This window comes from Simplicispira piscis, from assembly GCF_054783455.1.
The window spans coordinates 64,680-78,431 of record NZ_BAAGQN010000010.1 but is presented as its reverse complement, the minus strand read 5'-3'; the positions used below and the strand labels follow the sequence as shown (position 1 = coordinate 78,431).

The following is a 13,752-nucleotide window of genomic DNA, read 5'->3' as shown; positions in this document are numbered from 1 at the left end:
GAAAACCCCATGCGTGCAGCTCTCTGGCTCCTGGCCCTGTTTGGCGTAGCGGTCGCGGCGGCACTGTTTGCCGGCAACAACCAGGGCACGGTCACGCTGTTCTGGCCACCGTACCGCGTCGATCTTTCCCTGAACATGGTGGTGCTCTCACTCACCCTGGGCTTTGTCACGCTGTATGCCGCTCTGCGCGGCCTCGCTGCGCTGCTGGAGCTGCCCCGCCAGGCGCAGCGCTGGCGCCAGCAGCAAAAAGAACGCGCCATGCACGGCGCCCTGCTGGACGCCCTGGCACAGCTGCTGGCCGGGCGTTTTCTGCGTTCACGCAAGGCGGCATTGACCGCGCTGGAACAAGAAGGAGCCCTGGGGCACGCCGGCGCCACAGTGCCCCACGGCCACCAGTTGCGCACCCTGGCACACATGGTGGCCGCCGAGACATCGCATGCGCTGCAAGACCGCACCCAGCGCGAACACCATCTGAACCAGGCCCTGGGCCATGCCACCGAACGCCGCACCGCGCAGGCGCAGGAACTGCACGAAGGCGCGCACATGCGCGCAGCACGCTGGTCACTGGACGACCGCGAGGCCGAAGCGGCGCTGGAACGCCTGGCCAACCTGCCGCACGGCGCTGCACGGCGCACACTGGCCTTGCGCATCAAGCTCAAGGCGGCACGCCTCTCAGGCCAGACACAGAACGCACTGGACACCGCCCGCCTGCTGGGCAAACACCGTGCGTTCTCAGCTTCTGCGGCACAAAGCATTGTGCGCGGCCTGGCCACCGAACTCATCCACGGCGCCCACGACCCAGCGCAGCTACAGGCCACCTGGCTGTCGTTCGAAGCCAGCGAGCGCGCCATGCCGGAGCTGGCCATCCACGCCGCCCAGCAATTGGCCCGGCTGGGGGGTAGCGCAGAACAAGTCCGCCAGTGGCTGCTGCCGGTATGGCAGCACATGGTGGACCTGCCGGGCTCCTTGGCCGAAAACAATGCACTCAAACTCATCCTGGCCCTGGAATCCGGCCTGGACGATGTGGACGCCGCCTGGCTGGCACGCATCGAAGCCGCGCAGCAAGCCAACCCGCGCGATCACCGACTGCAATACCTGGCGGGTATGGCCTGCGCGCAACGCCAGCTTTGGGGCAAGGCGCAGCAACTGCTGACCCAGGCGGCCCCGCAACTGCACGATGCCGTTCTGCGCCGCAATGCCTGGAGCAAGCTGGCCACACTCGCCGAGCAACGCGGCGACGCCCAAGCTGCAGCACAGGCCTGGAAGAAGGCCGCCCTGGCCGACTGAACAGCGATGGTGCGAAGGCCTGCTTTCCCCTCAGGCCCGCAGTCACTACACTGGCACACCGGCCCATCTTGGGCAAAGGCGATCGCCAACCACGGCCCCAGGATGGCGCGTTCGCACCCTGCCGTATCCAGATCCGGGTGAGTGCAGGTGCTAAGCAATGGGTATCTGGAATAAGAGCGGATAACAAAACTCAGCAACGCGGTTCTGGCCAGGCGCTGTGTCGCAGGCAATACGGGTAGCCCGACCAGACGCGGCAACGACGCCAGAAAAGTTTTGTGAGCCGCTCTCAAAAGAACAACGGAGAAACAGCATGAATTTCACTCTGGCCAGCGACGACATCCAGATCATCATCCACCTCGTCAGCGCACTCACGGCCGGCGCCATCATCGGGCTGGAGCGCAGTTTCCATGGTCGCCCGGCCGGGTTTCGCACCCATGCCCTGGTGTGCCTGGCATCGAGCCTGCTGATGATGGTCACCATGTACCAGTCGCGCTGGATACCGGCGGGTATTGCAATCGAAACCATACGCACCGACCCCACCCGCATGGCCCAGGGCATCATGACCGGCATCGGTTTTCTCGGCGCCGGGGTCATCTTCAAGGAAGGGCTGTCCGTGCGCGGCCTGACGACCGCCGCGTCCATCTGGATCACTGCGGCCATTGGCGTCTTGATGGGTATCGGCTTTTACATGCCGGCCATTCTGGCCACCGCGCTGACGCTGGCCACCCTGTCCATCTTCCGCTGGATCGAAGCCCGCATGCCGGCCCATTTCTATGCCCACCATTTCGTGCGCTTTGCCCGCGAGGAGGTCATGCCGGAACCGCTGTTCAAGACCTTCCTGGCGGAGCATGGTTTCACTGTGGCCAATATGAGCCAGCGCCTCACCGACGACGGCCTGTTCTACGAATACCGCATGGTGATACGCACCCACAAGCCAGAAAACCTGTCAAAAATTGCAGTCACCCTGCGCCAGATGCCCAGCGTCCGGGCCTTTGGCATCTCCCCCACGGGAGATTGAACTGGCAGCGCCATTCGATTCAAAATATTCGAATAATGGCGTCAATCGTGTTGAAACCGAACGGGGCCTGGACTTCCTACACTGGGAGCAAGCACAGCAGCAAAACCTCCTTCCCTCGCTAGACCCCCATGCAACGCTCTCCCTCCGCTCCAGACACCGGCCGCTACAACGCCACGGCCATTGCCCTGCACTGGCTGCTGGGCCTGGTGCTGGTGGGTTTGTTTGGTCTGGGCACCTACATGAGCGATCTGCCCTTTTCCCCCCAGCGCCTGAAGCTCTACAACTGGCACAAATGGGCGGGTGTGGCGGTGCTGGCCCTGTCGCTTGTACGCATTCTGTGGCGTCTCACCCACCGGCCACCGGCGCTGCCTGCGGCGGTGGAGCAAGCCATGCCCGGCTGGCAGAAATGGGCGCACCACGGCACACATCTGGCGCTGTATGCATTGTTCATCGCCGTACCGCTGGCAGGCTGGGCCTACAGCTCAGCGGCGGGTTTTCCGATCGTGTTTCTGGGCATCGTCCCGCTGCCCGATTTTGTTCCAGTGAGCAAGCCACTGGCCGATTTCCTCCAAGCCACCCACGCCACGCTGGCCTTTATGCTGGCAGGGCTGGTGCTGGTGCACGTGGCAGCAGCCCTCAAGCACCACTGGATTGATAACGACGGCCTGCTGCAGCGCATGCTGCCTGGCCGCCGCTGACTTCCGACACCCCCACAACCCAATGAACCTCAAGAAGCTTCGCTCCATCCCCAACCTGGCCTTCGCCAGCGCCCTCCTGTGGGCCAGCATGCCCGCCCAGGCCCAACAACAGTTGGTTCTCGCTCAAAGCAGCATTGAATTCAGCGCACGCCAGATGGGCGTCCCCCTGCAGGGCCATTTCAAAAAATTCGATGCACAACTGGCCTTTGATCCTGCCAAGCTGGCTTCGAGCCGCATCCGCTTTACGGTGGACACCGGCAGCGCCACCATGGGCGCGCGTGAAACCGATGCCGAACTACCCAAACCGGTCTGGTTCAACGTAGCCCAGTTTCCGCAGGCTGTTTTCGAGTCTTCCAGCATCAAGGCGCTGGGTGGCGGCAAGTTCGATGTTTCAGGCAAGCTCAGCATCAAGGGCACCTCGGCCGATGTGACGGTACCTGTGGTGCTGACCCAATCGGGCGCCACCACCACGGCCACTGGGAGCCTGCCCCTCAAGCGCCTGGTTTTCAAAATTGGTGATGGCGAATGGGCCGACACCTCGATGGTGGCCGACGAAGTTCAGGTGAAGTTCAAGCTGGCCCTCACTGGCGTGGGAAAGCTCTAAACACATCTGCCGCCCACCCCATTTTTCTCCCACGTTCTTCCCACCCTCTACAGGAGCTCTCCCATGCGCACTTCCTTCATCGCCCTGGCCGCAGCCGCAGCCCTTGTCACCGGCGTGGCCCAGGCTGAATCGGCCAGCTACACCATCGACCCGACGCACACCTTCGTCACCTTCGAGATCAACCACTTTGGCGCCTCCGTCAACCGCGGCCGCTTCGACAAGAAGGAAGGCACGGTGCAATTCGACCGCGCGGGCAAGGCGGGCAAAGTGGAGATCAGCTTTGACGCCACTTCCATCAACTCCGGCACCCCGGCGTTCGACAAGCACCTGCAAAGCGCCGATCTGTTCAACGCAGCGCAGCACCCCAAAATCACCTTTGTGTCCGACAAGTTCAGCTTCAACGGCGACAAGGTCAGCGAAGTGAGCGGCCAGCTCACGCTGCTGGGCAAAACCGGCCCTGTGACGCTCAAGGCCAACCAGTTCAACTGCTACCAGAGCCCCATGCTCAAGCGCGAAGTCTGCGGCGGCGACTTCGAGGCCACCATCGACCGCACGCAGTGGGGCATGAACTACGGCGTGGACTGGGGCTTTGCCAAGAACGTGCGCCTGGTGGTGCAGGTCGAGGCCGTCAAACAATAAACCTGTCCCCAGGTCGCCAACCCGCCACCCGTGCATTGCGGCTGGCGGGTTTTTTACACCCACAATTTACTCATCTATTGATAGCTGCAGACGCTTGACAGGAAAGCTTCAGAGGCCATTTTGTATCATTTTTTTATCACGCACCGATGCTCGGCTGGCTCCGCAGCGGAACGCACGGGACAGCACTCTTTCGTCAAGAAAACCCTGGTACCTTGAACCAACCCTCGAACGCAATGCGCTCGTCGGCCCACTCCCGGCAGGGGTCACCTGCGCTCCTGCCGCACGACCAGGCCATCGGCCTCTTACCCCAGTCATACCCGCCAGCCATCGGCCAGGGCGCTCAGGGGCTTGTGCAGCCTGGTGATCGCATAAAATGGTCGGTTCCCGACCTCTTATCCAGCCACGCCCGGTGGCCCAGCGGCATCCCCAGGGGTGCCGCTGTTATTTCAAGAAGACCCAGCGTACCCATGAACGATCCTGTCCAGCAACCCGGTCTGCAATCCCTGTCCAAATCCTTCGAACCCGCTGCGCTGGAAGCCCAGTGGGGCCCCGAATGGGAAGCCCGCGGCTATGGCAATGCAGGTTTCCGGGGCACCGGCATGCCCCAGGCGGGCGAGCCCGCGTTCTGCATCCAATTGCCGCCCCCCAACGTGACCGGCACGCTGCACATGGGCCATGCCTTTAACCAGACCATCATGGACAGCCTCACCCGCTACCACCGCATGCGCGGCTTCAACACGGCCTGGGTGCCCGGCACCGACCATGCGGGCATTGCCACGCAGATCGTGGTGGAACGCCAGTTGCAGGAGCGTGGCATCAGCCGCCACGACATGGGCCCCACCCCGCCCGAGGCGCGCAAAAACTTCGTCGCCAAAGTCTGGGAGTGGAAGGAACAGAGCGGCAACACCATCACCACCCAAATGCGCCGCATGGGCGACAGCGTGGACTGGAGCCGCGAATACTTCACCATGGACGACAAGCTCTCCAAGGTGGTGACCGAGACCTTCGTGCGCCTGTACCAGCAGGGCCTGATCTACCGGGGCAAGCGCCTGGTGAACTGGGACCCCAAGCTGCAGTCCGCCGTGTCCGACCTGGAAGTGGAGAACGAGGAGAAAGACGGCTCGCTCTGGCACATCGCCTACCCGCTGGCCGATGGATCGGGCCAGCTCGTGGTGGCCACCACGCGCCCCGAGACCATGCTGGGCGACGTGGCCGTGATGGTGCACCCCGAGGATGAGCGCTACAAGCACCTCATCGGCCAAAGGGTCAACCTGCCGCTGTGCGACCGCCAGATTCCAGTGATTGCCGACGACTACGTGGACCGCGAATTCGGCACCGGCGTGGTCAAGGTCACGCCCGCGCACGACCAGAACGACTACGCCGTGGGCCAGCGCCACCAGCTGCCCATGATTTGCGTGCTGACGCTTGCCGCCACCATCAACGACAACGCCCCGGAAAAGTACCGTGGCATGGACCGTTTCGTGGCCCGCAAAGCGGTGGTGGCCGATCTCGAAGCCTGCGGCGCGCTGGTCGAGACCAAGAAGCACAAGCTCATGGTGCCCATCTGCACCCGCACCGGCCAGGTGGTCGAACCCATGCTGACCGACCAGTGGTTTGTCGCCATGAGCAAGGTCAGCGACCAGGACCCTACGGGCAAGAGCATCGCGCAAAAGGCGATCGACGCCGTGGCCAGCGGCGAGGTGACCTTTGTTCCCGAGAACTGGGTCAACACCTACAACCAGTGGATGAACAACATCCAGGACTGGTGCATCAGCCGCCAACTGTGGTGGGGCCACCAGATTCCGGCGTGGTACGACGAAGACGGCAAGGTGTATGTCGCCAAATGCGAAGCTGATGCCCAGGCGCAGGCGCCGGGAAAAACCCTGCGCCGCGACGAGGACGTGCTCGACACCTGGTACTCGTCCGCCCTCGTGCCCTTCAGCACCATGGGCTGGCCTGAACAAGGCGATGCGCCCACCGACGACTACAACCTGTATTTGCCCAGCAGCGTGCTGGTGACGGGCTACGACATCATCTTCTTCTGGGTCGCCCGGATGATCATGATGACCACACACTTCACGGGTCGCGTGCCGTTCAAGCATGTCTACATCCACGGCCTGGTGCGCGATGCGCAGGGCAAGAAGATGAGCAAGTCCGAGGGCAACGTGCTCGACCCGGTGGACCTGATCGACGGTATTGCGCTCGAACCCCTGCTCGCCAAGCGCACCACCGGCCTGCGCAAGCCCGAAACCGCGCCCACCGTGCGCAAGAACACACAAAAGGAATTCCCCGAGGGCATACCAGCCTATGGTGCCGATGCACTGCGTTTCACCTTCGCCGCGCTCGCGTCGCTGGGCCGCAGCATCAACTTCGACAGCAAGCGCTGCGAGGGCTACCGCAACTTCTGCAACAAGCTCTGGAATGCCAGCCGCTTCGTACTGATGAACTGCGAAGGGTTTGACTGCGGCCTGGCCGAGCCCGGCAGCGCGGCCTGCAACGCAGAGCTCCTGGCGTTCAGCCAGGCCGACCGCTGGATCGTCTCGCGCCTGCAGCGCGTCGAGGCCGAGGTGGCCAAGGGCTTTGCCGACTACCGCCTCGACAACGTGGCCAACACCCTCTACGACTTCGTCTGGAACGAGTTCTGCGACTGGTACCTGGAAATCGCCAAGGTACAGATCCAGACCGGCTCTGCCGCGCAACAGCGCGCCACCCGCCGCACGCTGATCCGCACGCTCGAGACCATCCTGCGCTTGGCGCACCCCATCATCCCCTTCGTGACCGAAGCGCTGTGGCAAACCGTAGCCCCCGTGGCCGGGCGCGCAGGCCCCTCGGTCAGCGTAGCCGCCTATCCCGAAGCCCAGCCCGAACGCATCGACGTGGCGGCCGAAGCGCACATGGTGCGCCTGAAATCGCTGGTGGACGCCTGCCGCACGCTGCGCGGCGAGATGAACGTCTCGCCCGCCACCCGCCTGCCCTTGTTCGTGGTGGGCGACCAGGACTTCATGCGCGGCGCGGCCCCCGTGCTGCAGGCGCTGGCCAAACTCAGCGAAGTCAAGGTGTTTGACGACGAGACCGCCTGGCAAGCGGCAGCGCAGGCTGCCCCTGTGGCCGTGGTGGGCGAGGCCCGCCTGTGCCTGCACATGGAAATCGACGTGGCCGCCGAGAAGGCCCGTCTGTCCAAGGAAATCACGCGCATCGAAGGTGAAATGACCAAAGCCAACAACAAGCTCTCCAACGAGGCTTTCGTCGCCAAGGCCCCCGCCGCCGTGCTCGACCAGGAAAAGAAGCGCCTGACCGACTTCGGCGCCCTGCTCTCCCGGCTGCAGGAGCAGTTGGTCCGGCTGGGTTGATATCAAAAAGAGAGCTGCCAGCGCTCTCTGGATAAAGATTTAGAACCGAAACCCATTTAAATTCCTTTATCTACAAGCGCGAGCAGCTCATTTTTTAGGAGCACCCAATATGCACCAATCCTCCGTCCGCAAGGCCGTTTTCCCCGTGGCAGGCCTCGGAACCCGCTTCCTGCCTGCCACCAAGGCATCCCCCAAAGAGATGCTGCCCGTGGTGGACAAACCCCTGATCCAGTACGCCGTCGAGGAAGCCTACGCAGCCGGCATCCGGCACATGATTTTTGTCACGGGTCGCAGCAAGCGCGCCATTGAAGACCATTTCGACACCGCCTACGAGCTGGAAAACGAGCTGGAAACGTCAGGCAAGCACGATCTGTTGGCACTGGTGCGCTCGGTGCAACCCGACGACATGGACTGCGCCTTTGTGCGCCAGCCGCGCTCGCTGGGCCTGGGCCACGCGGTGCTGTGCGCCGAACCATTGGTCGGGAAAGAGCCCTTTGCCGTACTGCTGGCCGACGACCTGATGATGGGCCCCCAGGACGGCGAACCCGTGCTGGCGCAAATGGTGCAGGCCTTCCGGCAGCAAGGCCGGTCGCTGCTGGCCGTGCAGGAAGTGCCCGCAGACCAAGTGAACCGCTATGGCATCGTGGCGGGCGAACCGGCGGGCGGGCAGTTGATCCGCATCGAACGCATCGTGGAAAAACCCGCGCCGCAGAACGCACCGTCGCGCATGGGCGTGGCCGGCCGCTACATCCTCACGCCTGCAATTTTTGATGAAATCCGCAACCAATCGACGGGTGCCGGTGGCGAGATCCAGCTCACCGATGCCATTGCCCGCCTGATGGAGCATGAGGCTGTCTACGCCTTTCAATACCAGGGCAAGCGCTACGACTGCGGGAGCAAGGAAGGCTTCCTGGAAGCCACGGTGGAGCTGGCGCTGCAGCACCCGCAGGTGGGGGAGTCGTTCCGGGAATACCTGAAGGGTCTGGCACTGTAAGTTGCTCTGCAACCAGTCGCGCCATGTGCACCCCGGATAGGCTGGTGATATGCGACACGATTCGTCGCACACCGGCGCCATGCACGTCCGGGAGGGATTCGTACAGGCAGGCAATGTCTTTCTGATTGCCACCGACGGCCTGCACGACACAGTAACCGTAGGCGGCATAGGGAGAGTACCTCGCGAATTGGGCTCGTGCACTTGGAGCCAGACGGCGAGCGGCTCGTCCCGTATATCGAACGGAGAACACCATGGGACACTTGACCTTCAGTATCAACGTCACCCTGGACGGCTGCGTCGACCACCAGGAAGGAATCGCCGACGACGAGACACACGCCTTCTTCACCCGCCTCATGGACGAGAGCGGGGCGATGCTGTGGGGGCGCGTCACCTACGAGATGATGGAGAGCTACTGGCCAGCGGTCGCCCACGGCGACACGCAGGCACCGCCGGCGATGCGCGAATGGGCGCTCAAGCTGGAGGCCAAGCCGAAGTACGTGGTGTCCAGAGCGCGAAAGGACTTCCCGTGGACCAACAGCCACCACATCACAGAAGACCTGCGCACGGGCGTACAGAAGCTCAAGGACGCAACCCCAGACGGCGTACTCCTCGGTAGCAGCAAGCTCGCGACCGCATTGGACCGGCTGGACCTGATCGACGAGTACAGATTGCTCGTCCACCCCAGAATCGCCGGTCACGGCCCAACCCTGTATCAAAGCGGGCTGCCCAGCACGCGACGGCTCGAGCTGGTCTCGGCGAAACCGCTGCGCAACGGCGCGGTCGCCATGCACTACCGGCGCGCACGCTGATGCAGAGATGGGTCATGTCGCCTCATTCCTTTTCCAAGTCATTCGTGTCTAGGCGCGAAGCCGCAGGCCGTGCTGTAGCACGGCAAGGCGAAGCAACAACGACACGGGTGATTTAGAAATGGCATAACAACAATGCGCTGCGCTCGGGCGGACCTCGCGTTGCCCGGTTCTCCGATGAGCGCGGGTGTTCGAGCCCATGAGACACATTCAAAAATCCGTAGCGACAGCAGCACGGCTCCTGGTCTCTGGCCTGCCGTCGCATATGCTTCGAACGGCATGCTCATCTTGGTTGTCGGCATTCCGCTCCTGCCCGCTGCGTGTGCGTTCTGGGCGCTCATGCTGGTTTTTCGGTCACGCAAACCCGCCAAAAATGGCGTCCGCTGTTCTGTTTGCTCCGACGCTTGCCCACAGTCTGTACGCCTCGCTCGACGCCGTTGAATTGCCCAAGCACATCGGCTCAGAGAACCCCATGGTTGGGCTCGCCTTCTTCGGTCTGCTCATCCTGCCATGCGTGCTCTTCTACTTTGTCGCTAGTAGCCGGTCGGCCCGTGGGTAGTGGCTGCAGGTCGGCACTCACCGTTCAATCCGAGACCGCTTCCCTCGGCGATCCAATCCACTCTGGCCTCCACACCCGCCTGTGACTGCGGCCGGGCAGAACACTCACCCGACAAAACCTCACAGCAGCACGATGTCGTACTGCTCCTGCCCGAGCGCGGCTTCCGACTGCAATGAGATCGGCTTGCCAATAAAGTCCGACAGACCCGCCAGATGGGTGCTTTCCTCGTCCAGCAGCAGCTCCACCACCTGCGGTGCGGCCACCACGCGGAACTCGCGGGGGTTGAACTGGCGGGCTTCGCGCAGGATTTCGCGCAGGATGTCGTAGGCCACGCTGCGCGACGTACGTATGGCACCCCGGCCCTGGCAGGCGGCGCAGGGCTCGCACAGCATGTGCGCCAGCGATTCGCGGGTGCGCTTGCGCGTCATTTCCACCAGGCCCAGTTGCGAGAAGCCCCCCGACATGGTTTTGACGCGGTCGCGCGCGAGTTGTTTGCGAAACTCGGTCAGCACGGCGTCCTGGTGGCCGCTTTGCGCCATGTCGATGAAGTCCACGATGATGATGCCACCCAGGTTGCGCAGGCGCAGCTGGCGGGCAATAGCGCCCGCTGCTTCCAGGTTGGTCTTGAAGATGGTGTCGTCAAAATTGCGCGCGCCGACGTAGCCGCCAGTGTTCACATCCACCGTGGTCAGCGCCTCGGTCTGGTCGATGATGAGGTAGCCGCCCGATTTGAGATCAACCCGCCGCCCCAGTGCCCGGGCGATTTCTTCGTCAATGGAGTACAGGTCGAAAATGGGGCGCTCGCCACGATAGTGCTGCAGCTTGCCCGCAGCGGCCGGCATGAACTCCTGGCCAAAGGCGCGCAGCCGGTGGAATTGCTCGGCCGAGTCGATGCGAATGCCCTGGGTGTGCTCACCCACCAGGTCGCGCAGCACGCGCTGCAGCAGGTCCAGGTCCTGGTGCAAGAGGGAAGTGGGCGGCAGGCGCAGCGAGGCCTCTTTGGTGCGCGCCCAGGTCTTGCGCAGGTAGGCAATGTCTTCGGCCAGCTCGGCGTCGGTCGAATCCTCGCCATTGGTGCGCAGGATGAAGCCTCCGCCGCCGCCCGTGGACTTATCGCCCACCAGGGCCTGCAGGCGGGCGCGCAGGGCATCGCGCTCAGCCACCGGGATTTTTTGCGAGATGCCGATATGGTCGTCCTGCGGCAAAAACACCAGCAGGCGCCCGGCAACGCTGATTTGCGTGGACAGACGTGCGCCCTTGGTGCCCAGGGGGTCCTTGATGACTTGCACCATCAGCGACTGGCCCTCGAACACCTGCTTCTCGATCGGCACCTGCGGCTCACCCTTGCGCGCGAACATGGGGGCTTCGCCGCCCTCCTGGCGCTGCCACACGTCGGCCACATGCAGAAAGGCCGCGCGCTCCAGACCAATATCGATGAAGGCCGACTGCATGCCCGGCAGCACGCGCGAGACCTTGCCCAGGTAGACATTGCCCACCAGGCCGCGCTCCAGCGTGCGTTCAATGTGCATCTCCTGCACTGCGCCATGCTCGACCACTGCCACGCGGGTTTCCTGGGGCGACCAGTTGATCAGAATGTCTTGTTGCATGGTGGGCATGGGGGTGTCACAACTTGTGGATCTCAGAAGGCAAAACCTGCGGTGCGCAGCAACTGCGCCGTCTCGTACAGCGGCAGGCCCATGATGCCCGAATAGCTGCCGCTCAGGTGCGCAATCAGCGCCGCTGCACGGCCCTGGATGCCATAAGAACCGGCTTTGCCCAAGGGTTCGCCCGAATCCACATAGGCCGCAATGCGCGCAGGGGAAAGCTCGGCGAACGTGACCTGCGAGACCGACAGCGCCGCCCAGCGCTGCGCCCCGGCCTGCAAGGCCACGGCGGTCAGCACGCGGTGCGTGTGGCCCGATAGTTCGGCCAGCATACGCCGGGCATCGGCCGCGTCCACCGGCTTGCCATACAGGGTGGTGCCCATGGTGACCGTGGTGTCGGCGCACAGGATGGGCGCATCAGGCAGCCCCCGGCGCGCCCGGCGCTGCACGGCTGCGCCCAGCTTGAGGGCGGTCACGCGCTGCACATAGTCGTCAGGCGCCTCGTCGGGCAGGGCAAGCTCGATGGCTTCGGCATCTTCAGCCACGTCGCCCTCCACATTGGGCAGCAGCAGGGTGTGGCGCACGCCCAGTTGGTCGAGCAACTGGCTGCGCCGGGGGCTTTGCGAGGCGAGGTATATGAATGCAGACATGCGGAAATTTTAATAGAAATAGGCTTCTAGCGCTTACTCAGTAAGCGCTAACAGCTATATATTCAATAGCACAACAACGAGAAGGTGCGCTATTCCCGGTGGTACGGGTGCCCGGCATTGACCGACCAGGCGCGGTAGAGCTGCTCGATCAGCAGCACGCGCACCATGGCATGCGGCAGGGTCAGGTCAGACAGGCGAATGCGTTCGTGCGCTGCCTGGCGAAAACCGGGGTCGAGCCCGTCGGGCCCGCCAATGACCAGGGCCACATCGTCCCCGCCCAGTTGCCAGCCTTGGAGGCGCTCGGCCAGCGCCTTGGTGGTCAGGCTGGTGCCGCGCTCGTCCAGCGCCACCACACGGGTGCCCCGGGGAATGGCGGCTTCGATGCGCTCGCGCTCGGCGGCGTAGAGGGTTTCCAGCGACTTGGAGCCGCGCGGCTCGGTTTTGACTGCTTTGAGCTCCACCTTGAGCTCGTGCGGAAACCGCTTGGCATAGTCGTCGTAAGCGGTTTGCGCCCAGTCGGGCACCCGTTGCCCGACTGCGACGATCAGCAGCCGCATGGCCCGGGTCAGGCCTTGCGGGCGGGTGCTTTACGGGCAGGGGCCTTGGCAGCGGCCTCGGGCTTGGCCCGTGTCGTCTTGGCAGGCGCTTTGCCTGTGGGCTTGGTGGCCTCACGCGGCTTGACCACCACGGTCTTGATGGGGGTCTTGGCGGCCGGTGCCTTGGTGGTTTTGGTTGCTGGCTTGGTGACCTTGGCCGCTGGCTTGGCGGCCGTTTTGCTGGCCGGGGTCTTGACCGCTGTTTTGGTTGCGGGGGTCTTCACAGCAGTCTTGGTGGCCGGTTTGCGGGCCACCTTGGCAGCGGGTTTGCTGGCAGGTTTGGCCGCGCTGGGTGCTGCAGCAGTTTTGGCCGCGGTGGCCTTGGCGACCTTGGCAGCCACCTTGCGGCCGGACTGGGCGGGCACAGTGCCCTGCTCGGCCGCAGCCTTGGCCGCACGGCGGGCGGCAGTCTTGGCGGGCACCTTGGCCGCAGCCGGGGCCGCGGGCTTGGCAGCGCCGAGCTTGAGGCGCACCGGGGTGTCGCCCCAGAGCTCTTCCAGGCGGTAATACTGGCGAATCGTGGGCTGCATGATGTGGGCCACGGCGGCGCCGCAGTCCACGATGATCCATTCGCCGTTGTCTTCGCCCTCGATGCGGGGCTTGACGAACCCGGCTTCCTTCACCTTGTCGCGCACACTGGCGGCCAGCGCCTTGGTCTGGCGATTGGACGTGCCCGAAGCCACGATGACGCGCTCGAAAAGCGGCGACAGGTGCTCGGTGTTGAAGACCTGGATGTCTTGCGCCTTGACATCTTCCAGGCCATCAACGATCGCGCGCTGGAGTTTGGCGACGTCTTTTTTGGCGGCGGATTCCGAGGTTTTGGTGGTGGTCATCAGGCAGTGGTTCAGAGGTGATAAGGTCAATATAACGTGCAACGCCGCAGGTCACCAGCGGAATGCTCCGCAGGTGTTGCGCATGCGCGCCGCACGGGTTTTTGGGTGTTTTTG

General features: G+C 63.7%; 12 protein-coding genes. 8 read left to right on the top strand and 4 right to left on the bottom strand.

Annotation, left to right across the window (positions count from 1 at the left end):
- Positions 1-9: 9 nt before the first annotated feature.
- The 8 genes from ACYVOC_RS06500 (at position 10) to ACYVOC_RS06465 (ending at position 9,399) form a co-directional block, all read left to right on the top strand.
- Positions 10-1,287, top strand: coding sequence for a heme biosynthesis HemY N-terminal domain-containing protein (locus ACYVOC_RS06500; RefSeq protein ID WP_461161236.1), 1,278 nt, complete (start codon positions 10-12; stop codon positions 1,285-1,287).
- Positions 1,288-1,597: 310 nt separating this feature from the next.
- On the top strand, positions 1,598-2,305 hold the full coding sequence (locus ACYVOC_RS06495) for an MgtC/SapB family protein (protein WP_116003484.1): 708 nt from the start codon (positions 1,598-1,600) through the stop codon (positions 2,303-2,305).
- Between the two features lie 128 nt (positions 2,306-2,433).
- A complete protein-coding gene (locus tag ACYVOC_RS06490) occupies positions 2,434-3,003 on the top strand; it encodes a cytochrome b (protein ID WP_116003483.1) in 570 nt (189 codons plus the stop codon).
- Positions 3,004-3,025: 22 nt separating this feature from the next.
- The gene (locus tag ACYVOC_RS06485; protein ID WP_461161235.1) at positions 3,026-3,607 is read left to right on the top strand and encodes a YceI family protein; all 582 of its coding nucleotides are present in this window, start codon (positions 3,026-3,028) and stop codon (positions 3,605-3,607) included.
- 63 nt (positions 3,608-3,670) lie between these two features.
- Complete coding sequence (locus ACYVOC_RS06480; RefSeq protein WP_116003481.1) at positions 3,671-4,246, top strand: YceI family protein; 576 nt, start codon at positions 3,671-3,673, stop codon at positions 4,244-4,246.
- Positions 4,247-4,713: 467 nt separating this feature from the next.
- Positions 4,714-7,596 (top strand): valine--tRNA ligase, encoded by a 2,883-nt coding sequence (locus tag ACYVOC_RS06475; RefSeq protein WP_461161234.1) that lies wholly within the window; start codon positions 4,714-4,716, stop codon positions 7,594-7,596.
- Positions 7,597-7,705: 109 nt separating this feature from the next.
- Complete coding sequence (gene galU, locus ACYVOC_RS06470; protein WP_461161233.1) at positions 7,706-8,590, top strand: UTP--glucose-1-phosphate uridylyltransferase GalU; 885 nt, start codon at positions 7,706-7,708, stop codon at positions 8,588-8,590.
- 251 nt (positions 8,591-8,841) lie between these two features.
- Positions 8,842-9,399, top strand: coding sequence for a dihydrofolate reductase family protein (locus tag ACYVOC_RS06465; RefSeq protein ID WP_461161232.1), 558 nt, complete (start codon positions 8,842-8,844; stop codon positions 9,397-9,399).
- A 675-nt stretch (positions 9,400-10,074) separates the two neighbouring features.
- Here ACYVOC_RS06465 and rng read toward each other — a convergent pair.
- From rng to rsfS, 4 genes are all read right to left on the bottom strand, one after another.
- The gene (gene rng / locus ACYVOC_RS06460; protein ID WP_116005972.1) at positions 10,075-11,562 is read right to left on the bottom strand and encodes a ribonuclease G; all 1,488 of its coding nucleotides are present in this window, start codon (positions 11,560-11,562) and stop codon (positions 10,075-10,077) included.
- Between the two features lie 32 nt (positions 11,563-11,594).
- Positions 11,595-12,209, bottom strand: coding sequence for a Maf family protein (locus ACYVOC_RS06455; RefSeq protein WP_461161231.1), 615 nt, complete (start codon positions 12,207-12,209; stop codon positions 11,595-11,597).
- Positions 12,210-12,298: 89 nt separating this feature from the next.
- Positions 12,299-12,766 (bottom strand): 23S rRNA (pseudouridine(1915)-N(3))-methyltransferase RlmH, encoded by a 468-nt coding sequence (gene rlmH / locus ACYVOC_RS06450; protein WP_116003475.1) that lies wholly within the window; start codon positions 12,764-12,766, stop codon positions 12,299-12,301.
- Between the two features lie 8 nt (positions 12,767-12,774).
- Positions 12,775-13,638 carry a ribosome silencing factor gene (gene rsfS, locus ACYVOC_RS06445; protein WP_461161230.1) on the bottom strand — a complete coding sequence of 288 codons (864 nt, stop codon included), beginning with the start codon at positions 13,636-13,638 and terminating at the stop codon, positions 12,775-12,777.
- Positions 13,639-13,752: the final 114 nt, after the last annotated feature.

What these genes read in the sequence shown, in the direction of transcription:
- ACYVOC_RS06485 (WP_461161235.1), top strand. Translation starts at nt 3,026, where the DNA reads ATGAACCTCAAGAAGCTTCGCTCCATCCCCAACCTGGCCTTCGCCAGC.
- rsfS (WP_461161230.1), bottom strand. Translation starts at nt 13,638, where the DNA reads ATGACCACCACCAAAACCTCGGAATCCGCCGCCAAAAAAGACGTCGCC.
- rng (WP_116005972.1), bottom strand. Translation starts at nt 11,562, where the DNA reads ATGCAACAAGACATTCTGATCAACTGGTCGCCCCAGGAAACCCGCGTG.
- ACYVOC_RS06490 (WP_116003483.1), top strand. Translation starts at nt 2,434, where the DNA reads ATGCAACGCTCTCCCTCCGCTCCAGACACCGGCCGCTACAACGCCACG.
- ACYVOC_RS06495 (WP_116003484.1), top strand. Translation starts at nt 1,598, where the DNA reads ATGAATTTCACTCTGGCCAGCGACGACATCCAGATCATCATCCACCTC.
- ACYVOC_RS06455 (WP_461161231.1), bottom strand. Translation starts at nt 12,209, where the DNA reads ATGTCTGCATTCATATACCTCGCCTCGCAAAGCCCCCGGCGCAGCCAG.
- galU (WP_461161233.1), top strand. Translation starts at nt 7,706, where the DNA reads ATGCACCAATCCTCCGTCCGCAAGGCCGTTTTCCCCGTGGCAGGCCTC.
- ACYVOC_RS06480 (WP_116003481.1), top strand. Translation starts at nt 3,671, where the DNA reads ATGCGCACTTCCTTCATCGCCCTGGCCGCAGCCGCAGCCCTTGTCACC.
- ACYVOC_RS06465 (WP_461161232.1), top strand. Translation starts at nt 8,842, where the DNA reads ATGGGACACTTGACCTTCAGTATCAACGTCACCCTGGACGGCTGCGTC.
- rlmH (WP_116003475.1), bottom strand. Translation starts at nt 12,766, where the DNA reads ATGCGGCTGCTGATCGTCGCAGTCGGGCAACGGGTGCCCGACTGGGCG.
- ACYVOC_RS06475 (WP_461161234.1), top strand. Translation starts at nt 4,714, where the DNA reads ATGAACGATCCTGTCCAGCAACCCGGTCTGCAATCCCTGTCCAAATCC.
- ACYVOC_RS06500 (WP_461161236.1), top strand. Translation starts at nt 10, where the DNA reads ATGCGTGCAGCTCTCTGGCTCCTGGCCCTGTTTGGCGTAGCGGTCGCG.